Origin of the sequence: Micromonospora cremea, from assembly GCF_900143515.1 — a bacterium.
GTDB lineage: Bacteria > Actinomycetota > Actinomycetes > Mycobacteriales > Micromonosporaceae > Micromonospora > Micromonospora cremea.
The window spans coordinates 4,384,139-4,404,417 of the sequence record NZ_FSQT01000002.1 but is presented as its reverse complement, the minus strand read 5'-3'; the positions used below and the strand labels follow the sequence as shown (position 1 = coordinate 4,404,417).

At 72.8% G+C, this 20,279-nt stretch carries 25 protein-coding genes; 14 read left to right on the top strand and 11 right to left on the bottom strand.

Annotated features, from left to right (window positions below; translation table 11 throughout):
• Positions 1–2 precede the first annotated feature (2 nt).
• Positions 3–1,436 carry an aldehyde dehydrogenase family protein gene (locus tag BUS84_RS34125; RefSeq protein WP_074318459.1) on the top strand — a complete coding sequence of 478 codons (1,434 nt, stop codon included), beginning with the start codon at positions 3–5 and terminating at the stop codon, positions 1,434–1,436.
• 87 nt (positions 1,437–1,523) lie between these two features.
• Here the strand turns inward: BUS84_RS34125 and BUS84_RS34120 are convergent, their stop codons facing one another.
• Complete coding sequence (locus BUS84_RS34120; RefSeq protein WP_074318458.1) at positions 1,524–1,925, bottom strand: ChaB family protein; 402 nt, start codon at positions 1,923–1,925, stop codon at positions 1,524–1,526.
• Between the two features lie 178 nt (positions 1,926–2,103).
• Here BUS84_RS34120 and BUS84_RS34115 point away from each other — a divergent pair, with 178 nt between their 5' ends.
• From BUS84_RS34115 to BUS84_RS34100, 4 genes are all read left to right on the top strand, one after another.
• Positions 2,104–3,084, top strand: coding sequence for a YihY/virulence factor BrkB family protein (locus BUS84_RS34115; RefSeq protein WP_074318457.1), 981 nt, complete (start codon positions 2,104–2,106; stop codon positions 3,082–3,084).
• 101 nt (positions 3,085–3,185) lie between these two features.
• Positions 3,186–3,602 (top strand): DUF2795 domain-containing protein, encoded by a 417-nt coding sequence (locus BUS84_RS34110; protein ID WP_074318456.1) that lies wholly within the window; start codon positions 3,186–3,188, stop codon positions 3,600–3,602.
• A gap of 49 nt (positions 3,603–3,651) precedes the next feature.
• A complete protein-coding gene (locus tag BUS84_RS34105; RefSeq protein ID WP_074318455.1) occupies positions 3,652–4,113 on the top strand; it encodes an SRPBCC family protein in 462 nt (153 codons plus the stop codon).
• Positions 4,114–4,221: 108 nt separating this feature from the next.
• Positions 4,222–4,482, top strand: a complete 261-nt coding sequence (locus BUS84_RS34100) for a hypothetical protein (RefSeq protein ID WP_074318454.1) — start codon at positions 4,222–4,224, stop codon at positions 4,480–4,482.
• Here the strand turns inward: BUS84_RS34100 and BUS84_RS34095 are convergent.
• Positions 4,437–5,738, bottom strand: a complete 1,302-nt coding sequence (locus tag BUS84_RS34095; RefSeq protein ID WP_074318453.1) for an MFS transporter — start codon at positions 5,736–5,738, stop codon at positions 4,437–4,439. The two genes, BUS84_RS34100 and BUS84_RS34095, sit on opposite strands and share 46 nt — an antisense overlap.
• Positions 5,739–5,896: 158 nt before the next feature.
• Here BUS84_RS34095 and BUS84_RS34090 point away from each other — a divergent pair, with 158 nt between their 5' ends.
• Complete coding sequence (locus BUS84_RS34090; protein ID WP_074318452.1) at positions 5,897–6,106, top strand: hypothetical protein; 210 nt, start codon at positions 5,897–5,899, stop codon at positions 6,104–6,106.
• On the opposite strand, the gene BUS84_RS34085 is transcribed toward BUS84_RS34090, so the two are convergent.
• Positions 6,103–6,552, bottom strand: coding sequence for a hypothetical protein (locus tag BUS84_RS34085; RefSeq protein WP_074318451.1), 450 nt, complete (start codon positions 6,550–6,552; stop codon positions 6,103–6,105). The two genes, BUS84_RS34090 and BUS84_RS34085, sit on opposite strands and share 4 nt — an antisense overlap.
• Before the next feature lie 161 nt (positions 6,553–6,713).
• On the opposite strand from BUS84_RS34085, the gene BUS84_RS34080 reads away from it, so the two are divergent.
• Entirely contained in the window at positions 6,714–7,067 is a 354-nt protein-coding gene (locus BUS84_RS34080; RefSeq protein WP_074319328.1) for a DUF6401 family natural product biosynthesis protein, read from the top strand.
• 136 nt (positions 7,068–7,203) lie between these two features.
• Here BUS84_RS34080 and BUS84_RS34075 read toward each other — a convergent pair whose 3' ends face one another.
• On the bottom strand, positions 7,204–8,016 hold the full coding sequence (locus BUS84_RS34075; RefSeq protein WP_074318450.1) for a mechanosensitive ion channel family protein: 813 nt from the start codon (positions 8,014–8,016) through the stop codon (positions 7,204–7,206).
• Between the two features lie 198 nt (positions 8,017–8,214).
• Between BUS84_RS34075 and BUS84_RS34070 the strand changes: the two genes are divergently transcribed.
• From BUS84_RS34070 to BUS84_RS34060, 3 genes are all read left to right on the top strand, one after another.
• A complete protein-coding gene (locus BUS84_RS34070; RefSeq protein WP_074318449.1) occupies positions 8,215–10,350 on the top strand; it encodes an ATP-binding SpoIIE family protein phosphatase in 2,136 nt (711 codons plus the stop codon).
• 62 nt (positions 10,351–10,412) lie between these two features.
• Positions 10,413–11,090 (top strand): HAD family hydrolase, encoded by a 678-nt coding sequence (locus BUS84_RS34065; RefSeq protein WP_074318448.1) that lies wholly within the window; start codon positions 10,413–10,415, stop codon positions 11,088–11,090.
• A 106-nt stretch (positions 11,091–11,196) separates the two neighbouring features.
• On the top strand, positions 11,197–12,486 hold the full coding sequence (locus tag BUS84_RS34060) for a cation:proton antiporter domain-containing protein (RefSeq protein ID WP_074318447.1): 1,290 nt from the start codon (positions 11,197–11,199) through the stop codon (positions 12,484–12,486).
• Between the two features lie 55 nt (positions 12,487–12,541).
• Here the strand turns inward: BUS84_RS34060 and BUS84_RS34055 are convergent, their stop codons facing one another.
• Positions 12,542–13,480: an NAD(P)/FAD-dependent oxidoreductase gene (locus BUS84_RS34055; RefSeq protein ID WP_074319327.1), complete on the bottom strand. Its 939-nt coding sequence runs from the start codon at positions 13,478–13,480 to the stop codon at positions 12,542–12,544.
• A gap of 115 nt (positions 13,481–13,595) precedes the next feature.
• Between BUS84_RS34055 and BUS84_RS34050 the strand changes: the two genes are divergently transcribed.
• Positions 13,596–13,811 carry a DUF3072 domain-containing protein gene (locus BUS84_RS34050; RefSeq protein ID WP_074319326.1) on the top strand — a complete coding sequence of 72 codons (216 nt, stop codon included), beginning with the start codon at positions 13,596–13,598 and terminating at the stop codon, positions 13,809–13,811.
• An 18-nt stretch (positions 13,812–13,829) separates the two neighbouring features.
• Here BUS84_RS34050 and BUS84_RS34045 read toward each other — a convergent pair whose 3' ends face one another.
• From BUS84_RS34045 to BUS84_RS34040, 3 genes are all read right to left on the bottom strand, one after another.
• Positions 13,830–14,330: a metallophosphoesterase family protein gene (locus BUS84_RS34045; protein ID WP_074319325.1), complete on the bottom strand. Its 501-nt coding sequence runs from the start codon at positions 14,328–14,330 to the stop codon at positions 13,830–13,832.
• A gap of 86 nt (positions 14,331–14,416) precedes the next feature.
• Positions 14,417–14,581 (bottom strand): ricin-type beta-trefoil lectin domain protein, encoded by a 165-nt coding sequence (locus tag BUS84_RS37910; RefSeq protein WP_143728604.1) that lies wholly within the window; start codon positions 14,579–14,581, stop codon positions 14,417–14,419.
• An 80-nt stretch (positions 14,582–14,661) separates the two neighbouring features.
• Positions 14,662–16,491, bottom strand: a complete 1,830-nt coding sequence (locus BUS84_RS34040) for a glycoside hydrolase family 15 protein (protein ID WP_074318446.1) — start codon at positions 16,489–16,491, stop codon at positions 14,662–14,664.
• Positions 16,492–16,733: 242 nt separating this feature from the next.
• Between BUS84_RS34040 and BUS84_RS34035 the strand changes: the two genes are divergently transcribed.
• On the top strand, positions 16,734–17,201 hold the full coding sequence (locus BUS84_RS34035) for a YflT domain-containing protein (RefSeq protein ID WP_208869972.1): 468 nt from the start codon (positions 16,734–16,736) through the stop codon (positions 17,199–17,201).
• Between the two features lie 44 nt (positions 17,202–17,245).
• Here BUS84_RS34035 and BUS84_RS34030 read toward each other — a convergent pair whose 3' ends face one another.
• Together BUS84_RS34030 and BUS84_RS34025 are read right to left on the bottom strand one after the other, a co-directional pair.
• The gene (locus BUS84_RS34030; RefSeq protein ID WP_074318445.1) at positions 17,246–17,833 is read right to left on the bottom strand and encodes a DUF1684 domain-containing protein; all 588 of its coding nucleotides are present in this window, start codon (positions 17,831–17,833) and stop codon (positions 17,246–17,248) included.
• A 28-nt stretch (positions 17,834–17,861) separates the two neighbouring features.
• Positions 17,862–18,458 (bottom strand): TetR/AcrR family transcriptional regulator, encoded by a 597-nt coding sequence (locus BUS84_RS34025; RefSeq protein WP_074318444.1) that lies wholly within the window; start codon positions 18,456–18,458, stop codon positions 17,862–17,864.
• Positions 18,459–18,518: 60 nt separating this feature from the next.
• Between BUS84_RS34025 and BUS84_RS34020 the strand changes: the two genes are divergently transcribed.
• Complete coding sequence (locus tag BUS84_RS34020; RefSeq protein WP_074318443.1) at positions 18,519–19,004, top strand: FBP domain-containing protein; 486 nt, start codon at positions 18,519–18,521, stop codon at positions 19,002–19,004.
• Positions 19,005–19,110: 106 nt separating this feature from the next.
• Here BUS84_RS34020 and BUS84_RS34015 read toward each other — a convergent pair whose 3' ends face one another.
• Entirely contained in the window at positions 19,111–19,644 is a 534-nt protein-coding gene (locus BUS84_RS34015) for a GNAT family N-acetyltransferase (RefSeq protein WP_074319323.1), read from the bottom strand.
• 147 nt (positions 19,645–19,791) lie between these two features.
• Here BUS84_RS34015 and BUS84_RS34010 point away from each other — a divergent pair, with 147 nt between their 5' ends.
• Positions 19,792–20,274 (top strand): MarR family winged helix-turn-helix transcriptional regulator, encoded by a 483-nt coding sequence (locus BUS84_RS34010; RefSeq protein WP_074319322.1) that lies wholly within the window; start codon positions 19,792–19,794, stop codon positions 20,272–20,274.
• The last annotated feature ends 5 nt before the right edge of the window (positions 20,275–20,279 follow it).

Genomic DNA, 20,279 nt, shown 5'->3' with positions numbered 1-20,279 from the left:
GCATGTACACGGTTGCGCAGTTGATGGGCGGGGTGTGGGGCGCGGGCGGTGGAGGCGGCGAGCTGGTCGTCAATGACCCGGCGGACGGTTCGCCGGTCAGTTCGGTGCCGGTGGCCACGGCCGACGAGGTCGGCAAGGCGGTGGCGGCGGCACGCGAAGCGGCGGCGGAGTGGGCGTCGACCGCGCCGGCCACGCGGGCGGCGGCGGTGCACCGGGCCGCGGACGCGGTCGAGGCGGTTGCTGAGGAACTGGCCGCGGCGGTCACCGCGGAGATGGGCAAGCCGCTGGCGGACGCCCGCGGTGGTGTCGAGGCGGGCATTGGCACCCTGCGACAGTACGCCGAGCTGGCCCCGCTGCGCGGCGGGCGGACGCTGCACGGCGAACCGGACGCGCTGGACTTCATAACCCCGCAGCCGCGTGGCGTGGTCGCCGCGATCACGCCATGGAACGACCCGGTGGCGGTCTCCTGCGGGTTGCTGGGCGCGGCCCTGGTCACCGGCAACGTGGTGCTCTACAAGCCCAGCGAACGGACCCCGGCGACGGGCTGGTTGCTGGCCCGGGCCCTGGACCAGGCGCTGCCGGCCGGCGTGCTGTCGCTGCTCACCGGTGGCCCGGAGGTCGGTGCCGCGCTGGCCGGACAGGAGGTGGACGTGGTCGCGCACGTCGGCTCCACCGCGACCGGGCGCGCGATCGCCGCCGCCGCGGCCCGCACCGGCGCGAAGGTGCTGTTGGAGAACGGCGGCAGTGATCCCCTGGTCGTCGACGCGGGTGTCGACGCCAGCTGGGCGGCCGGTCAGGCCGCACTCGGCGCGTTCGCCAACGCCGGGCAGATCTGCGTCGCGGTGGAGCGGATCTACGTGCACCGGGAGGTGGCCGAGGACTTCGTGGCGGCGCTCGTGCAGCGGGCCGACGCACTGCGGGCCGGCCCGGGCCGCGACCCGGGCACCGAGCTGGGCCCACTGGTCGACCGGCGGCACCGCGACCACGTGCACGGGCAGGTGACCGCGGCGGTGGCGGACGGCGCGCAGGTGCGTACCGGCGGGGAGCTGCCGGACGGGCCGGGAGCGTTCTACCCGGCCACGGTGGTGACCGACTGCCGGCACGACATGCCACTGGTACGGGAGGAGACGTTCGGGCCGGTCGCGCCGGTGGTGGTAGTCGACTCGTTCGACGAGGCCCTGCGCTGCGCCGCCGACTCCCCGTACGGGCTGGCCGCCACGGTGCTGACCGCGTCGATGAGCCACGCGCAGCGGGCCTGGCGGGAGCTGCCGGTGGGAACCGTGAAGATCAACTCAGTGTTCGGCGGCGCACCGGGCGGCGCCGCGCACCCGCGCCGGGCCAGTGGTCAGGGCTTCGGGTACGGCCCGGAGCTGCTGGACGAGTTCACCGCCACGAAGGCCGTGCACATCGAGGCGCCGGGCGGCGGGCACTGGTGAGCGGTACGGGCGGGCGCGGGGTCGCCGCGTCCGCCCGTACCGCATCCGTGTGCCTCCGGTGCGGGCCACGCACCGGCGTCGCGACGGTCAGTCGCCGCGGGCCTTGCGGGTGGCCCGATCGTTGGCCTTCTCGATCGCCTTGACCAGCTCCGGCTTGGTCATGCTGGACCGGCCGGTCACGTCCAGCTCGCGGGCCACCGACATCAGGTGGTCCTTGCTGGCGTTGGCGTCCACCCCACCCGCGGTGGGGGCCCGCCGTTCCGGCCCGCCGCCGGCCGCCTGGCGATCGCTCGGGCCCTTGCGGCCCTTCGGCTCCCAGTGGTCGCCCACCTTCTCGAACTGGTGCTTCACCGCGGCGAAGGCGGTGCGGTGCGACCGCTCCCCCTCGCCGTAGGTGTCCACCGCCGAGTCGTGCGTCTTCTCCCAGGTCCGCTGCGCCTTGTCCGGGGAGCGTCGCAGCGTGCTGGGCAGGTCCTCGCGCCCGGGCATCTCGTCCTCCTCCGTCTCGACAGGATCACTGTGACCGTTCCCCGGTGACGGGGCGGCAAACCCTACGCGGCGGTCAGCCGCCGGCGGGTGGGTTTGTCGATTTCCCGGCGCGGGTACCGGCCGTGCCAGGCCCGACCGGATGACCGGTCATCCGGCGGCCGGGGCACAGGGAGCGGGCATGACGACCACGGAGCCCGGTACGACGCTCGGCGGCACCCTCGGCACCCGGGTACCCCGGCGGATACGGCAGCTGAGCTGGCGAACCTGGCGTGGGGTGGGGGTCCGCAGCGCGCGCAACTTCGTCACCGACAACTGCTCCGACTGGGCCGCCGCTCTGACCTACTACGGGGTGCTCGCGCTCTTTCCGTCCGCCATCGTGGTGGTGGCCCTCGTCGGCTTGGTCTCCAACGGCGAACAGACGGTGGCCACGGTCGTCGACCTGGCCAAGCAGATGGGCGCCGGGTCGGTGGTGGCCGACGACGGCATCGTCAAGGTGATCGGTGAGGTGGTGGACCAGGAGAGCTCCGCGAAGGCGCTGCTCAGCTTCGGTCTGCTCGGAGCGCTCTGGTCCGCGTCCGGGTTCATCGGGGCGTTCACCCGCGCGTCCAACGCCATCTACGGAGTGACCGAGGGCCGGCCGGTGTGGAAGCTGCGCCCGTTGCAGATCGGCCTGGCCGCGATCACGCTGGTGCTGCTGGCGATCGTCGCCCTCGGGCTGATCGTCAGCGGTCCGGTGACCGACGCGGTCGGCGACCTGATCAACGCCGGTGGCTTGGCCCGGACGGTGTGGAGCGTGGCGAAGTGGCCGGTGCTCGCCCTGATCATGATGGTGCTGCTGTCACTGCTGTTCTGGATCGCCCCGAACGTGCAGCAGCCCCGGTTCCGCTGGCTCACCCCGGGCGGCGCGGTGGCCCTGTTCGCCTGGGCGGTGGCCTCCTTCGGCTTCGGCCTCTACGTCGCCAACTTCGGCTCGTACGACGCCACCTACGGCAGCCTGGGAGCGGCCATCGCGTTCCTGGTCTGGCTCTACCTGTCCAACTCGGCGCTGATGCTGGGGGTGCAGATCAACGCCGAGGTGCAGCGCGGTCGGCGGTTGCAGGCCGGCGATCCGGACCCGGACGAGCCGGTGCTGCCGCCGCGGAGGCCGGCCGAGTCCTGAGCGCCGGTACCGGGCCGGTTGTCCGATCCGGGGCCTGACCGAGGGCCGGTTCATGACCCGGTGCCGGTTTACCGGCCGGGGTGCCGGGTAGCGCAGAAGGCATGGAGCGTGGCAACAGCAAGCACGGACCGAGGATCGATGAGCAGATGAGCCAGGAGGTCAGCGGCCTTGTCCAGGGGCCGGGGACCGGTGGCTCTCGGGTCGACGAGTCCCGTGTGCCGGAACCGGCCGGCGAGGACCAGCCCGAGGCGACCACCGCCCCGGCGGGTGAACTGCGCACCGGCGCCCCCAAGGGGATGAGCTCCCAGGACGTCGAGCAGCGCAGCCGGCTGGGTCGTTTCATCACGATGAGCGCCCTGCCCGGCGACCGGGAAACGCTGGTCGCCAACGCGCGCGACAACGACGCGCCGGACGACATCGTGAGGGCGCTGGAGCGGCTGCCCGAGGGCACCCGCTACCAGACGGTCTCCGAGGTGTGGGCCGCGCTCGGCAACAAGAACGAGACAACCCGCTGGTGACCGGATCGTCCCCCGATCCGAACGACCGGCGACCAAAGGAGGTTTCCTGATGAGTGGTGTTACCGAACATGTCGACGTCTCCGTACCGATTCGCACCGCGTACGACCAGTGGACGCAGTTCGAGGAGTTCCCCGAGTTCATGGAGGGCGTGCAGGAGGTTCGGCAGCTCACCGACACGATGACCCACTGGACGGTGGACATCGCCGGGGTCAAGCGCGAGTTCGACGCGGAGATCACCGAGCAGCTCCCCGACGAGCGGGTCGCCTGGCGTTCCACGGGCGGCACGCAGCAGGCCGGCGTGGTGACCTTCCACCGGTTGGACGAGGACAAGACCCGCGTCACCCTCCAGCTCGAGTTCGAGCCGCACGGGGTGCTCGAGCAGGCCGGTGACAAGCTCGGCATCGTCGACCGGCGGGCCAAGGGTGACCTGGAGCGGTTCAAGACCTACATCGAGCGACGCGGTCAGGAGACCGGCGCCTGGCGTGGCAAGGTGGACCGCCCGCAGCCGTGATCCTGAGCACCGAAGTCCGATGGCCGCCGGAGTTCCCGGCGGCCATCGCCGTGTCCCGGGCCGGCCACCACCCGTTTGCGATCATCGCGCCCGGGTACCGCTGAAGACATGACCGACGACAACAGGGTGTGGCGCGACGAGGAACGGACTCCGCTGGAGGAACTGGAACGCGCCGTGGCGGGCTCCAGCATCGACGGGCAGGCCGACGACGTGACCGGCAACGACGCCGGCGAGGAGGCCGCGTTCGGGCACGGACCGGCGGCAGCGGACCGGGGCGGTCAGGCCAGGGGCGCCGGCCGGGAGCCGACCGACCCGGACCGCGCCTACCGCCCGTCCACCACCGGCAGGACCGGGCCGGACACCGGCTGACCCGCCGTACCGGTCTGACCGGTCCCGACCTGAACGGGCGACCTGGGCTGATCCGGGCCGGGCCGGCGGGCGCCCAACTCGTACAGCACGACCAGCGCCAGCGCGAGCACCACCAGGGCCGGGCCGAGCACCTGCACCGACAGGTTGCCGATCAGTACGCCGAGCCCGGCAGGAACGAGCGCCGCCCCCACGCCGGCGGCGCCGATCTGGAGCCCGATGGCCCGGTCCGCGTGCGCCACCCCGACCCGGTCGGCGGTGGTGAGGGTGAGCAGCGGGAACACCGGCGCGGCGGCGAAACCGACCACGACCAGACCGAGCACGGCCAGCGCGGCCGACCCGGGTACGGCGATCAGCGCCGCACCGACGGCCATCCCGGCCAGGCTGCCGCGCAGCACCAACCGGGCCCCCAGCCGCTCGGCCACCACGCCCTGCACCACCCGGCCGACGAAGAGGCTGCCCCAGTAGGCGGAGACGCAGCCACCGGCCACCGCGGGGCCCAGCCCGCGCCCCTCGGTCAGCAGCAGGAACGCCCACAGCCCGGCGGACACCTCGATGGCCACGTACAGCGCGAAGGCGAGCGCCCCGGACCAGACCGCGGGCAGCCTCAGCGTGGCCCGGATCGGGAGCTGTGCCGCCGGCGGGGCGGGGGACGTCGCGACCGCGGCGCCCGGCTCGGTGGAGGCGGGGACGCGGTGCCGCCAGGCCCGTACGGTGAGCGCGAACGCGGTGGCGAGGGCGAGCTGGGCGGCGGCCACGATGCCGTACCCCCACCGCCAGGCCAGCCCCGCGCTCAGCGCCGCGGTCATGATCAGCGGGCCGATCGCCACGCCCAGCCCGAAGAAGGCGTGCATCCAGTTCATGTGGCGCGGGCCGAAGGCGCCGGCGACGTACGCGTTGAGCCCGGAGTCGATCGCGCCGGAGCCAAGCCCGAGCAGCAGCGCGCAGCCCACCAGCACGGCCAGCCCGGTGCTCGCGGCGTACCCGGTCAGCGCCAGGCTGGCCAGCAGGGTGCTGCCGGCGAGCAGCGCGCCCACCCCGACCCGGGCCAGTGTGAACCCGGCCAGCACGCTGGAGGTGAGGTAGCCGACGGTGCCCGCGGTGAGTAGCAGGCCGACCGCCTCGGTCGGTACGCCGAAGTCGGCCCTGATCGAGGGCCAACCGACACCGAGCAGGCCGTCGGGCAGGCCGAGGCTCACGAAGGCGAGGTACGCCAGCAGGAGCAGCGAGGCGCGGGGCGGCGTGGGCGTGGTGGACACGGGGCACCATCCTGCCGCAGCGGCACCCTACCGCCAGCTCCGGGCTGTCGCTCGCGGCGGCAAGAAGTGGTGTCCGGACGGTCGAGAAAACGGACAGCTCATCCAGAATCGACCGATCGGAGGACGGCAGACCGACCAGTTCGCGTAAGAATTTCGGGATGCATCAAGGCTCCGGAATCCTCTCCCCGCGACAGCGCCGGCTCGCCTGGCTCGGCTTCCTGCTCGCCGCGCTGCAGGCGCCCGTCTCCGCCTGGCTCGTCTCCGACGAGTCGTGGCTGTTCAGCCTCTGCGTCGCGCTGATGGTGGCCACCGTGATCATCGCCGACGACGCGGCCCGGCGACGGCCGGCGGACGCGACCGGCGACTAGCCTTCGCCGCCCGGTCGGGCCTCGTGCCCCGGCTCGCCCCGGCTGCGGCGTCGCTCCTTCATCTCCGCCTCGTAGAGGTGGCGTCGCCCGCCCACCAACTCCTCGCGGGCCTGCCGGTCCAGCTCCCGGAACAGCGCGTGGTAGCCGTCGTCGAAGTCCTCGACGATCTGGAACGTCCACCGTCCGGCGATGACGTTACGGCCCAGCAGCTCGGTGTCGATCCGGTCGGCGAGCTGCGGATGCCCGGCGGCGCGGAACTGCTCCACCGCGTCGTCGAGCATCAGGTCCGCGTGCCCGATCAGCTGGTGCAGCGAGTACAGGTGCCCCCGGGCCCGCTCGACGCACTCCAGCGCCTCGCTGAGCTTGCCGAGCGCGGCGACCGTCGCGTCGCTCACCCCGGCCGGCCGGCGGTGCTGCTCGTCCGGCCCATCCGCCTGCTGTCCCATCCGTTCCTCCGTGCTCTGTGCCGCCCTGTGCCGTGGTTCTCCTGCTGCCCCGTCTGTGCCGGATCAACCCTCGCGGTCAGCCCGGGTCGGCCGGTGGCGCAGCCGACACCCGCCGAGCGGCCGAGGTCGACCGGGTCAGCGGTCGGTTAGCCTCGGTCACCATGCGTGTGCCGTTCAACCGGGTCGCCCCCCGTACCGCCGTCGACTCGGCGCGGTCCACCCTGGCAGCTCTCACCGTCTCCGTGGGCACCGCCGGGCTCGCCGCCGCCGCGGCGCGACCCGGCCTGCTGGCCCTGGTCGACCAGCACGCGGCCGCCGTGCGGGACAGCCTCGACGGGGACCGCCGCCCGCTGACCGCCGCGACGCTCGCCGGCTACGCCGAGGGGGTCCGCGCGGCCGCCGTCGAGCACGGGTGGGTGCCGCCGAGCGGCCCGGTGGACTGGAGCGAGCCGGAGTGGCTGCTCACCCGGCTGGTCGCGGTCTGCGCGCTGGCTCGCGCGCTGGACCGGACCTGACCATCCGCCGCAGGGTCGGACGCCGCCGCAGGGGGCGACCGGCCGCAGCGCCGGCCAGCGACCGGTAGCGCGTGGGGAGGGCGTCCGCGCCACACGCGGAACACCCTCCCCCTCGTCGCTGTGCCGTTCCGCCCCGCTACGGGCGGTACTGCGTCGCCTGCTCTTCGACCTGCGGCATGGCCTGGGTGCGGTCGCCCCCACGGTCGGCCATCTGCCGCTCCACGTCACCGCGTCCGGCCGTGGTCGCCCGCCGGCTCTCCTGCACCGCCCGAGCCTCCTCGGCCGCCCGGTCCAGCCAGCGGTCCCACCGGTTCTGCATGGGCTTCACCAGACCACCACCGACACCGATGATCAGGATGCCGGCCACCGTGGCGAGCACCGCGATCAGCACCGGCGTGGTCACCGTGGTGGCGATACCCACCTGGTTCAGCGCCGCGATCACGCCGAGCGCGATGATGAAGATGGCCGTCAGGTCGGCCAGGACCTTGCCGTACGAGAGACCGCCCAGCGCCCCGGTGACCAGATCACGGACGGCGTTCGCGATCGCGGCCGCCACCACCACGATGATGATCGCCACGAACGCGCGCGGCAGCCAGGCCACCACGCCGCTGATCAGGTCACTGATCGCGTTGGGCCCCCAGACGCCGAACGCGAACTGCAGCGTGAACAGCAGTACCGCGTAGTACGCCAGTCTGGCCAGGATGTCGCTGGCGTCGTACTTCGTTCTCTCCAGCGCACGTTTGATGCCTCCGCGTTCGACCGCCCGGTCGAAGTGCACCCGTTCCAGTACCGTGTCCACGATCTTCAGGACCGCTCTGGCGATGAGCCAGCCGACCACGAGGATCACGATGAAGGCCACGGCCTTCGGGATGAAGAGCAGCACCGACCTCCAGGTGTCGGCGATGGCATCACCGATGTCGGCCTGCCCGACCGCGAGGGTTTTCAGCATGATGTCCCTCCTGTCGCATGGACTGCGCCGGGCGCATACCCGGCCACCGGTGCGGCAGTCCGCGCGGCTCGCCACGTTTTTTCCGACAAGTCGCCGAACAGGGGCCGTGAACTGCCCGAACAGCCACCGCGACGGGGCTCGCGACACCCCGCGGCCATGATCGGATGCGCCTGTCCGGCAGCCGGCTAGGCTGCGAACATGCCAGGAACGGTCGGGCGAGTCCCCACGCCAGCAACCCCGGTCCCGGGCGCATCCACCGGACCGGGCGCTGCCGCCGTGCTCGCCCACGACTGGGCCGGCACCTCGCTCGGGCCGCCCGAGGGGTGGGACCCCGCAGTCCGGGCCGTGGTCGATCTGATCCTCGCCTCCCCGATGCCGATGGCGCTGGCGTACGGCGACGACCTCGTCCTGCTCTACAACGACGGCTACGCCGACCTGCTGGGCAGCAAGCACCCCGCGGCCCTCGGCCGCCCGTCCGCCGAGGTGTACGCCGAGATCTGGACGCTGCCCGGCGTCGGCGAGGTGATCGAGCGCGCCTACCGGCAAGGCGTGCCGTTCCTGGAGAAGGAGAGCACGCTCCCGATGGTCCGCGGCCGCTCCGGCGTCGCCGAGCAGGCCGTCTTCACCCGGAGCCACTCCCCCGTTCGCGACAGCACCGGGCAGATCGTCGGGATGCTGACGATCGCCGCCGAAACCACCCACGTCACCGAGCAGTTGCAGGGCCTCAGCGAGGTCGCCGCCGCGCTCGCCGGCACCCTCACCCTCGACGACGTGGCCCGGGTGGCGCTGCGGTACGCGATCAGAACGTTCGACGCCGACCGGGTCGCGTTCGCGGTCGACGAGGGCGGTGGCGGATGGCGGATGGTGCGCCGGGTGCGCGGTGAGTTGATGGACGAGGCCGACGAGCGCCTGCCGCCGCTCTGGCGGCGCATCCCGGCGGACTGGTCGGCCCCGGTGGTGGACGCGGCCCGCTCCGGCGGGCCATCGTTCACCCGGGACGGGCAGCCGCTGCGGGAGATTGCGGTGGACCGCCACGACCAGAAGATCCGCTCGCTGGCCGCGCTGCCGCTGGGCACCTCGGTGGTCCGTGGCGGGCTGGCGGTCGGCTACCAGGTGCCGCACACCTGGTCGGCCGCCGAACGGGCGCTGCTGGCCGCCTCGGCCGAGCTGATCGGCCAGGCGGCGGAGCGGGCCCGCCGGTTCGAGACCCAGCACGGCACCGCCCAGCTGCTGCAACGCAGCATGCTGCCGGAGAACCTGCCGGACCTGCCGCGGCTGCGGATCGCGGCCCGCTACGACCCGGGCGTGGACGGCAACGCGGCCGGCGGGGACTTCTACGACGCGTTCCTGCTGCCCACCGGCGGCCTCGGCGTCGTGCTGGGCGACGTCGCTGGGCACGACGTACAGGCCGCCGCGCGGATGGGCCAGGTCCGCGCGGCGCTGCGCGCGCTGGCCCTGGCCGACCCTGCCCCGGACGCGGTGCTGGCCGGGCTCGACCGGCTGGTGACCAGCCTGGGCGCGGAGGCAGGCACGCACGAACTGTTCGTCACCGTGGTGTTCGGGGTGATCGACGCCGATCGGCGCGAGTTCACCCTGGCCAGCGCCGGGCACCCCGCGCCGTTGATCCGTCGCTGCACCCCGGACGGTCGCTCACACTCCGAATACCTGACGATGCCGGTCGGCCCCCCGCTGGGGCTCGGCGGCCGGCCGGCCACCACCACCGTCGCGTTCCGCCCCGGCGACACCCTGCTGCTGTTCAGCGACGGCGTGGTGGAGCGCCGCAGGCAGAGCCTCACCGTCGGGCTGGACGCGCTCGGCGACGCGGTCGCCAAGGCCGGCAGCAGTGACCCCCGCGCGCTCTGCGCGGTGGCCACCGCCGCGGTGCCCGGCGGCACCGAGGACGACGTGGCCGTGCTGGCGGTCGAGCACGCGCTCATGCCCAGCCGCTCGGCGAGCATGGAGGTGCCGGCGGAGCCGACCGCCCCCAGCCGGGTCCGGCACTGGATGAGCGGCCAGCTCACCGAGTGGCAGGTGCCCGAGGCGGTGATCGGTGCGGCGGTGCTGTGCACCAGCGAGCTGACCACCAACGCGTTGCTGCACGCCGGCACCGCCGCCCGGGTGGAGATCGACCTCAGCCCCGAGCGGCTGCTGGTCTCGGTCGCCGATTCCGGCACCCGCGGGACCGTGACCCGGGCCCGCACCGACACGTTGAGCAGTCGCGGGCGGGGGCTCGGCCTGATCGAGCAGCTCAGTGACGCCTGGGGCACCGACCCGACGGTCCGCGGCTCCACGGTCTGGTTCGAGATCCTGATTCCGCCGGCCGAGCGCCGCTGAAACCGGCCGTGCACGCCGAGCCTGGATGGGTCAGCCGGCGGCTCATCGGGTAGGAGGACCCCATGCGCACCGACCGACCCACCGGGGTCCTCTTCGACGTCGACGGCACCCTCGTCGACACCACCTACCTGCACACCGTGAGCTGGTGGGAGGCGCTGCGCCAGTCCGACCAACCGGTGCCGATGGCGACCGTGCACCGGTCGATCGGGATGGGCTCGGACAAGCTCCTGGAGCACCTGCTCGGCCCGGAACGGGACCGTGACGCCGACGCGAAGCTGCGCGACGCGCACGACACCCTGTACGCCGAGTACTGGGAACGGCTCACGCCGCTGCCCGGGGCGGCGGCCCTGTTGCGCGCCTGCGCCGAGCGGGGGCTGCGGGTGGTGCTCGCCACCTCCGCCTCCGAACCTGAGGTCGGCGCACTGCGCCACGCGCTGAACGCCGACGACGTGGTCGACACGGTCACCTCGTCGGCGGACGCCCAGCAGAGCAAGCCCGCTCCGGACATTCTGGTCGCCGCGCTCGATCAGTCCGGGTTGGCCGCCGAGCGGGTGGTCTTCGTCGGCGACTCCATCTGGGACGTCGCGGCCGCCGGCAAGCTGGACATCCCGTGCGTCGGGCTGACCTGCGGCGGCACCAGCCGGGGCGAGCTGGCCGGCGCCGGCGCGGTGGCGGTGTACGACGACCCGGCCGCGCTGCTGGCCACACTGGACGATTCGCCGGTCACCCGCCCACGCTGAGGAATCCTCCCCTTCGCCGTAGCACCGAGGCTTACACGTCCGGCTCGCGGGGCATGGTCTGTGACCACCTGCCCGCACCGCGTGGGCACGGTCGGAGGGTGGCACGGTGGAACCGGTAGACGTGGCGTTCGCGCTGGTGGGCCTGGGCGCCCTGCTCGCAGGCATCCTGCCCCGGGTGCTGGAGCGGCGGCCGCTGTCCATGCCGATCGCCTTCCTCGCCCTGGGGATGGTGGTCTTCCTGCTGCCGGTCGGGCTGCCCACACCAGACCCGCTGGCCCACCCGGAGCTGACCACCCACCTGACCGAGATCGGGGTGATCGTCGCCCTGATGGGCGCCGGGCTCAAGATCGACCGACCGTTGAGCTGGGCGAAGTGGTCGTCCACGTGGCGCCTGCTGGTCATCGCGATGCCGCTGTGCATCGCGTCGGTGGCGCTGCTCGGCTGGTGGTGGGCCGGGCTGGTGCCGGCCGCCGCGCTGCTGCTGGGCGCCGCCCTGGCCCCGACCGATCCGGTGCTCGCCGCCGACGTGCAGGTCGGCGAGCCGACCGACGTGGAGGACTCCGAGGACGAGGTCCGCTTCGCGTTGACCTCCGAGGCGGGCCTCAACGACGGGCTGGCGTTCCCGTTCGTCTACGCGGCCATCGCCATCGCCTCGACCAGCCTCGCGCCGCGGGACTGGCTGGCCGACTGGTTCACCGTCGACGTGCTCTGGAAGGTCGGCGCCGGGGCCGGCGGCGGCCTGCTCATCGGCTGGCTGCTCGGCAAGCTGTTCTTCCGGGCGCCCAGCCAGTTGCGGCTGGCCCGGCACGCCGAGGGTTTCCTGGCGCTGGCCGCCACCTTCCTGGCGTACGGGCTGATGGAGGTGATCGGCGGGTACGGGTTCCTGGCGGTGTTCGTGGCCGCCCGCGCGATCCGGGCCGCCGAGCGGACCCACGAGTTCCACTCGGTGCTGCACGATTTCGCCGAGCAGATCGAACGGCTGCTCACCCTGGTGCTGTTGCTGCTGCTCGGCGGCGCGATCGTCGGCGGCCTGCTCGCTCCGCTGACCTGGCCGGCGGCGGCCGTCGGGGTGGCGCTGGTGTTCCTGGTCCGGCCGCTGGTCGGCTGGTTGTCGCTGCGGGGCGCGCCGGGCCGGCCGGCCGAGCACTGGGTGATCTCGTTGTTCGGCATCCGCGGCGTGGGCTCGTTCTACTACCTGGCGTACGCCACCACGAAGGCGGACTTCCCGCAGGCGGAGCTGCTCTGGGCCACGGTCGGGCTGGTGGTGCTCGTCTCCGTGGTGGTGCACGGCATCGCGGCGACCCCGGTCATGCAGTTGCTGGACCAAAAGGGCGAGCGGACCAGCGACCCGGCCGAAGCGGACGTGCCCGGCCAGCGGGTCGCCGGGAGGGCCTGAGCCCCGGCTCGCCGGTAGATCCGAGAACCGGCGGCCAGCCGAGGGCCGGCGGACGTCAGGTGAGGCGGGCGGCCAGGGCGCGGCCGAGGTCCCGACCGGAACGCCAGGCGCTCTGCACGCGGGGCTTGCCGAACGCGTCGCCGGCCAGGCCGATCTTGTCGGCGTCCAGGTGGTGGGTGCCGCCCCCGGGCCTGGTGGTGGGCTTCGCGTACGTCCAGCGGTGCACGTGCACGTCGGCCGCCACCTCGGGCAACCCGAGCAGGTCCCGGACCGCCTGCTCGATCACCGGGCCGGCTCCGGTGGGCTGGGCGAGGTGGCCGGCGGCGAACTCCGGCACGGTGTGCGCGACCAGCACCGGTGCACCGTCGCCCCGCCGGTCGCCGTCGTCGCAGACCAGGCTGAGCACCGGGTGGTCGTTGACGAACGCGCCCCGGAAGTCCGGCCAGCGCCGGGTCGGGAAGCGCAGCACCGCGGCCAGCGACGGCGACCAGCGCTGCGCCTGCACGACCCGGGTGGCGTCGGCCAGGGCCGGGTCGAGCAGCAGGGCGGCCTGCGGGCCCGGCATGGCCAGGGCGACCGCCGCGCACGGCTGGCCGTCCACGGCCGGCCCGGGTTCCACGCTGAGCACCAAGCGGTCGACAGTCACCGGGACCGCGCCGGCCAGATGTTCGACCAGTGAGCGCAGCCCGTGCGGCGCGGCGAAGCGCATCGGTCCGGGCACGTCGTGGCGCCCGTCCCGGTCGTACGCCTGGAAGGTGTCGGTCCATTCGCGGACCAGGCCGGCGGCGCGCCACTGCTCGACCAGCGCGGCGAAGTCGGGGTCGCTGGCGGTGAAGTAGGCGGCGCCGATGTCGGTGGGGCGGCCGTCGAAGCGTTTGCTGGCCATCCGGCCACCGCGCACGTGCCCCCGCTCGCGGACCTGCACCGGCACCCCGGCCGCGGCCAGCTCCACCGCGCAGGCCACCCCGGCGATGCCCGCCCCGACCACCACCACACCCGACCGGTCCACGCTCATCCGGTGATCGTAGGTGCCGGCTGACGCGCCGAGCAGCCATGAACCGGCGACGGTCCGGGTACTGGCACACCTGTTCGAAGAAAGGGTGATGACGATGACGGACCGCAACAACGAGCAGGCCGACCCGCGCGGCGCGATCAAGGACCCGGACGAGTGGGTCACCGGCGACGAGCCACCCACCGCGGCACAGGAGTCGTACCTGGCCACCCTCGCCCGAGAGGCGGACGCGGAGCTGCCGGACGACCTGACCAAGGCCGAGGCGTCCAAGCGGATCGACGAGCTCCAGGCCGAAACGGGCCGGGGCCAGTGACACCGCCCGAGGGGCGGGTCAGCGACGGGGCAGCCGGTGCAGCTCGACCTGGCTCAGGCGGCCGGCGTTCACCTCGGCCGTGAGGTAGGTGGCGTGGGGCTGGGAGCGGCGGTCGGTGGGTGAGCCGGGGTTGAGCAGGCGCAGCCCACCGGGGGCTTCGGTGTCCCAGGGGATGTGCGAATGCCCAAAGACCAGCAGGTCGACGTCGGGAAAGCGGGCTGCGCACCGCTGCTCGCGACCGGTCCGGGGGCCGGTCTCGTGCACCACGGCGACCCGCAGGCCGTCGAGGTCGGCCCGGGCCACCTCCGGCAGCCGGGCGCGCAGCGCCGGGCCGTCGTTGTTGCCGTACACGCCGATCAGCCGGCGGGAGCGCGCGGTCATGGCGTCGAGCAGCGACTCGTCCACCCAGTCGCCGGCGTGCAGCACCACGTCCGCCGCCTCGATCGCCGTCCAGAGCGGCCCGGGCAGGTCCCGGGCTCGCTTCGGTAGGTGGGTGTCCGCCGTGAGCACGAGCCGCATCCCGGCATTGTCCCCCGAGCCCCGGCCGCCCACCCGGGGACGCGGGTGGACGGCCGGGATCGGGTACGGCGGCGATCAGCCGCCGGTCACGGCAGCGTCCAGCGCTGCGCCCCGGAGCCGTTGCAGGTCCAGATCTGCAGCTGCCGGCCGTCGGTGAGGTTGGAGGCGATGTCCGCGCACTTGCCGAGCGCCTTGATCTCCCCGGTGCGCGCCCCGCCGACTGGAGTAGCACCGCAGGGTGTCCCGGACATTAACGTCTTCCACTTCATCGCGACAGAACTTCGATCCAATGAATCGATAGTCATCAAGATTCTTGCAAAAGGACCGGGGGTCAGGCCCGCGTCGGGGTGAAGTGCGGCGGTGGCATACCGCGATGCCGCAGCGCCGGGTCCCGCTCGACGTCGGTGAGCTGACCGGCGGCGTTGATCAGGCCGATGTGCGAGAACGCCTGGGGGAAGTTGCCCATCTGCTCACCGGTCAGCGGGTCGATCTGCTCGGCGAACAGGCCGAGGTCGTTGACCCGACCGGCAAGCCTGAGGAACAACTCGTGCGCCCGGTCCCGCTCACCACCCAACGCCAGGCAACCCACCAGCCAGAACGAGCAGATGACGAAGCCCGCAGGGTCGCCGTCCCAGCGCCGCAGCAGGCCGTCGTGGGACAGCTGCCGCTCCACCGCCCCGATCGTCGAGCGCATCCGCGGGTCGTCCGCCCTTAGGAAACCCACCAGCGGCATCACCAGCACCGAGGCGTCCAGGTCGTCGGAATCAAAACTCCCGGTGTACGCACCGAGCCGGTCGCTCCACCCCCGCTCCAGCACCGTCGCCCGCACCTCGTCGCGGGCTTCCGCCCAGCGGGCCACGTCCTCCGGTCCACCGAGCTTGTCGCCGAAGCGGACCGCCCGGTCCAGCGCGACCCAGCACTGCACCTTCGAGGACACGTGATGGTGTTCGATCCCGCGTTCCTCCCACATGCCCGCGTCCGGTCGCCGCCAGTCCACCACGGCCTGGTCGGCGAGCACCCGCAGCACGTTGTGCACCTCCGGCTCCATCGGCTCCAACTTGTCGCGCATCAGCCAGGCGGCGTCCAGCGCCTCGCCGAAGATGTCGGTCTGCCGCTGCCGCCACGCGTCGTTGCCGATCAGCACCGGCGGGCTCTCGCGGTACCCGGCGAGCTGCTCCAAGCGGTGCTCGGTGAGGTCCCGTTCCCCCTGCACCCCGTACATGATCGGCACCGGCTCGTCGCCGATCCGGCCCATCGCCCGGCTCACCCAGGAGAACTGCCTCTGCACCTCGTGGAAGCAGGCCGACCGCCACAGCGCCCGCAGGGTGAGACTGAAGTCGCGCACCCAGACGTAGCGGTAGTCGTAGTTCCGGTCTCCGCCGAGCTTCTCCGGCAGCGAGGTGGTCGCCGCGGCCACCACCGCCCCGCTGGGCCGGTACGTCATGCCCTGCACCACCAGCGCGCTGCGCCGCACCTGTTCGGGGTAGCACCCCCGGTATTCGTGCCGTTCGACCCAGGACCGCCACCCGGCGACCGTGTCGGCGATCGTCCGGTCGGCGTCCGGCACCTCCGGCGGCGGCGCGTCGTAGGTCGGGGCGTACCCGAGGGTGAAGTTGTGGACCGAACCGGAGCGGGCGGTGAACGTCGCGGTGGCCTCGCCCTCGCCACAGCACAAGGGGACACTGCCGCGCAGGGTGAGCCGCGCGGCCCCGGCGATGGCCTCCAGCGTGCCGTCCCGCTCGACGAGGAACGCGGTGGTCCGCCCGTACTCGAAGCGGGGCCGGTAGTGCACCCGCATCGGCACCTCACCGGAGAGGCCCTGCACGCTGCGGACCAGCACCTGCGGCGAGCGGAGCCCGATGTCGTGGTTGCGCGCCCCGGGCTCGAAGGCGAGCGCGTCGGTCAGCGCCACCTCCCCGTGCCCGGTGCGAAAGACGGTCCGCAGCACCAGGGTGTCGTCGAGGTAGCAGCGCTCGACGCTGAACTCGCCCTCCGGCTGGATCGACCAGTGCCCGGCGTTCTCGTCGAGCAGCCGCCCGAACACCGACGGTGCGTCGAACCGGCCCGGGCACCACCAGTTCACCGAGCCGGAGCGGTCCACCAGCGCCGCGCTGCGGCCGTCGGCGAGGAAGCCGTAGTCGCTGATCTGTCCGCTCTGCACCCGGTTACCTACCCGGGGCGTCCGGGCGCATTCCTGCCGACCGGCACGGCATCCACCGTGGTTGCTGGCGTTACCGGACGGCGCGGGCGGGAACCCGGACGGCTTGACGAGGGAGGATGCTCATGACGTCAGCTTCGGGGCCGGCCGCCGCGTGGCGGCCCGGCACACAGGGTGGCGATCTGCTGCCGTCCGGCCCGGCCGGCCGCCCGTCGGCACCGTCCGGTGACGGGCACGGGCCGGAGATCGGCCCGCCCACCGTGACGATCGGTTCGTATCCGGACTATCCGGCCGCACAGCGCGTGGTCGACTATCTTGCCGACAACCGCTTCCCGGTGGAGCACACCGCGATCGTCGGCACCAACCTCACGCTGGTGGAGACGGTGCTCGGGCGGATGACCACCGGCCGCGCCGCGCTGCTCGGCGCCGGCACCGGCGCCTGGTTCGGGCTCTTCATCGGCCTGCTGTTCGGCATCTTCACGGTCGGCAACTGGCTGGCGGTGATCCTGGTCGGGCTGGTCATCGGCGCGATCTGGGGTGCCGTGTTCGGCGCCGTCGCGCACGCGATGACCGGCGGCCAGCGGGACTTCACCTCGGCCAGCTCGCTACGCGCCGGCCAGTACGCGGTGATCGTCGACGCGCAGCTCGCCGACCAGGCCCGGCAGCTGCTGGGTCGGATGCAGATGTCCGGCTCGGCCACGAACGCCGGCTGAGAGCGGTTCGACCGGCCGTCCCGGCAGCACGCCGGGGCGGCCGTTCAGTCGTGGTACGCCAGCTCGCCGGCCCGCAGCGGCACGTCGACCCGGTTCTCGGGCGGTGCCAGTGGGCACGCCCAGCGGTCATCGTACGCGCAGGACGGATTGTAAAGATAATTGGCGTCCAGCCGGACCCGGTCGCCGGGCAGCAGCTCGACGCCCCGGCCGAAGGTGCCCTTCACCGTGTCGGTGAGGTACCGGCCTCCGCCGTAGGTGTCCTGCCCGCAGGTGCCGTCGCGCAGCGGCACGAACAGCCCGCCCCCGTACGCCTCGATCCACCACAGGGTCAGCGGACCCCACGACGTCTCGGCCACCGCGACCCGCCGGTACGCGACCACCCCGTCCGGGCCGCCGGTGTCGATCCGCAGCTCACCGCTGGCCGGGCGCAGGGGTGCTTCCACCACGGCGGCCGGGTTGGGTGGGAAGTAGCGCACTCCGGAGAAGCCGGGTCGCTCCGCCGGCGGGATCGGGCTCTGCGGGTGGGTGGCGAAGAGCTGATCGCGGCCGGCGCGGAACCCGGCCAGGTCGACGTCGGACAGGTACAGCCGGGCTACCCGCTCCCGCCAGTCGGCCAGCTCCAGATCATCCACGCCGTCGAGCCTAGGCGGTCGCCGTCCGTCACCGAGCGGTCTCCGCATTGCTACCCGCGGCGGGCGGCCAGTTGCTGAGGACCGCGTCGAGGGCATCCAGCGTTCGGGGCCAGGAGGCGTCCGTCGTACGGGGGGTGTGCCGGAAGCCACCGGTCTTCTCCAGGCTGACGAACCCGTGGAACGTGCTGTGCATCATCCGTACCGCGTCGGTCTGGTCCGGCTCGGAGAGCCGGTAACCGCGCAGGATCGCCCGGGTCATCTCGGCATGCCGGACGCCGGCGCTCGCGGCGGCCGTCTCCGGGTCGAGGTCGATCTGCATCGCGGCGTACCGGCCCGGGTGCTGCGTCGCGTAGTCCCGGTACGCGTTGGCGAAGGCCACCAGTGCGTCCTTGCCCGCGCGGCCGGCGAGCGCGGCGGCGACCCGGTCGGCAAGCTCCGCGAGTGCCAGCAGCGCCACCCGGACCCGCAGGTCCTGAGCGTTCCTGATGTGGAAGTACAGGCTCGCGTCCTTGACGCCGAAACGCCGGGCGAGCGCGGCGACGGTCACGTTCTCCATGCCGATCTCGTCGGCCAGCTCGGCCGCAGCCAGGGTCAGGCGTTCGGCGGTCACCCCCGCACGTGCCATTCCGCACACCCCAAACCTAGTCGTCTTAATAGTTTGCCTAGGAGAGCTAGGCTACTACCTATGCTAGCGATAACCGAGGGCGCCATCCGCGCGTCGTTCGTCAACTGCACGCAGGGCGAGGCGAAGCGGCTGGCCGTACCGAACGATCTTGAAATGCGACCATGGGACGACCTCGACTTCCTCGGGTGGCGGGACCCCGCTGCGACGCAGCGGGCCTACCTGGTCGCCGAGTCCGACAGCGGGTTGGTCGGGGTGGCGTTGCGGGTGGCCCCGCAGACCGGGCGTGCCCGGCGCAGCATGTGCTCGCTGTGCCTGACCACGCACACCGGGGACGGCGTCTCGCTGATGACCGCCCGCAAGGCCGGCCGGGACGGGCGGCAGGGCAACTCCGTCGGCGTCTACATCTGCTCCGACCTGGCCTGCTCGTTCTACCTACGGGGCAAGAAGGACGCCGGGCGACGCTTGGACGAGACCATCACCCTGGAAGAAAAGATCGACCGCACGACGACCACCCTCGGCGCCTTCCTGCGCAGGGTGGTCGAGTGACGGGTGATCGACTCGACATCGGCGATGTGGGGGCATTCGCAGCAGTGGGACACCTCCACATCGCCGACCTTGTGTTGATCAGCCTCGCGCAACCACCGCGAGTCGTTCAGCGGTCGGTGGACAGCCGGGCGTGCAGGTGCTCGTCGTGGCGGCGGCCGTCGCCGTACCGGTACGACTCGCGCAGCGTCCCCTCCGCAAGGTAGCCAGACCGGTGGGCGACCCGGCAGGACGCCTGGTTGGCCACCGCGTGGCACAGCTCCACCCGGTGCAGCCCGAGGTCGGCGAACGCCCAGTCGGTGAGCCGGACGACGGCGCGCACCGCCACCCCGCGCCCGCGCGCCGCCGGCACCGTCCAGTAGCCGATGGACGCGTCGCCGTGATGGATGTCGTACAGGGACACCGAGCCCAGCAACTCCCCGCCGGCCGCGGCGGTCACCGCCATCGAGGCGTGGTCGCCGCCGGACCAGTCGGCCCGGCGGCGCACCCACAGCAGGGCGGCCTCGTCGTCGATCAAGCCACCGCCGTGCGGGTTCCACTGGGCGATGGCCGGGTCGCGCAGGGCGTCACGCACCGCGGGGGCGTCGGCGTCCCGCCAGGGGCGCAGCAACAGGTCGGCGGCGGTGAGCTCCACGTGTTCCACGAGGGCGGAGTCTGGCACATCGCGCCCCGCCTCCCCCGCCGGCTTCCTTCAAAGCTGCACGAACCCCGGACATCGACCGCTCGGATGTGACCCACACGACGCCCAGAGCCACTAGTTAAATTTTTAAAGAGTGCTATCGTCATGGACGTGACAGAGAGCCTGGACAGCACCCGAGAGGCCGCCTGGCGCGCCTACATCGAGGCCAGCCAGCGCCTCTACACCCAGCTGGAGGAGGACCTTCGGTCCGACAGCGACCTCAGCTTCGCCGACTACCACGTGCTGGTCCTGCTCTCCGAGGCACCGGGGCAGCGGCTGCGGATGGGCGAGCTGGCCGGCCGACTGGTCTTCTCGCCCAGCCGGTTGACGTACCAGATCTCCTCGATGCAACGCCGCGGCCTGGTCAGCAAGGAGGCCTGCCCGGACGACCGACGGGGCAGCGAGGCAGTGCTCACCGCCGCCGGGCTGCTCGGTCTGCGGGAAGCCGCGCCGCACCATCTGGCGTCGGTGCGTACCCACCTGATGGACGACCTCGACGACGCCGAGGTCGCCTGCCTCACCCGGGTCTTCGGCCGGCTCGGTGACCGCCTGCGCGCGGCCCGGGCCACGTCGACCACCCACGCCACGAACTAGGAGCC

Coding starts and splice junctions, on each gene's coding strand:
- BUS84_RS34125 (WP_074318459.1), top strand. CDS start 3: ATGTACACGGTTGCGCAGTTGATGGGCGGGGTGTGGGGCGCGGGCGGT.
- BUS84_RS34120 (WP_074318458.1), bottom strand. CDS start 1,925: ATGCCCGGGCGCGAGGACCTGCCCAGCACGCTGCGACGCTCCCCGGAC.
- BUS84_RS34115 (WP_074318457.1), top strand. CDS start 2,104: ATGACGACCACGGAGCCCGGTACGACGCTCGGCGGCACCCTCGGCACC.
- BUS84_RS34110 (WP_074318456.1), top strand. CDS start 3,186: ATGGAGCGTGGCAACAGCAAGCACGGACCGAGGATCGATGAGCAGATG.
- BUS84_RS34105 (WP_074318455.1), top strand. CDS start 3,652: ATGAGTGGTGTTACCGAACATGTCGACGTCTCCGTACCGATTCGCACC.
- BUS84_RS34100 (WP_074318454.1), top strand. CDS start 4,222: ATGACCGACGACAACAGGGTGTGGCGCGACGAGGAACGGACTCCGCTG.
- BUS84_RS34090 (WP_074318452.1), top strand. CDS start 5,897: ATGCATCAAGGCTCCGGAATCCTCTCCCCGCGACAGCGCCGGCTCGCC.
- BUS84_RS34085 (WP_074318451.1), bottom strand. CDS start 6,552: ATGGGACAGCAGGCGGATGGGCCGGACGAGCAGCACCGCCGGCCGGCC.
- BUS84_RS34080 (WP_074319328.1), top strand. CDS start 6,714: ATGCGTGTGCCGTTCAACCGGGTCGCCCCCCGTACCGCCGTCGACTCG.
- BUS84_RS34075 (WP_074318450.1), bottom strand. CDS start 8,016: ATGCTGAAAACCCTCGCGGTCGGGCAGGCCGACATCGGTGATGCCATC.
- BUS84_RS34070 (WP_074318449.1), top strand. CDS start 8,215: ATGCCAGGAACGGTCGGGCGAGTCCCCACGCCAGCAACCCCGGTCCCG.
- BUS84_RS34065 (WP_074318448.1), top strand. CDS start 10,413: ATGCGCACCGACCGACCCACCGGGGTCCTCTTCGACGTCGACGGCACC.
- BUS84_RS34050 (WP_074319326.1), top strand. CDS start 13,596: ATGACGGACCGCAACAACGAGCAGGCCGACCCGCGCGGCGCGATCAAG.
- BUS84_RS34045 (WP_074319325.1), bottom strand. CDS start 14,330: ATGCGGCTCGTGCTCACGGCGGACACCCACCTACCGAAGCGAGCCCGG.
- BUS84_RS37910 (WP_143728604.1), bottom strand. CDS start 14,581: ATGTCCGGGACACCCTGCGGTGCTACTCCAGTCGGCGGGGCGCGCACC.
- BUS84_RS34025 (WP_074318444.1), bottom strand. CDS start 18,458: ATGGCACGTGCGGGGGTGACCGCCGAACGCCTGACCCTGGCTGCGGCC.
- BUS84_RS34020 (WP_074318443.1), top strand. CDS start 18,519: ATGCTAGCGATAACCGAGGGCGCCATCCGCGCGTCGTTCGTCAACTGC.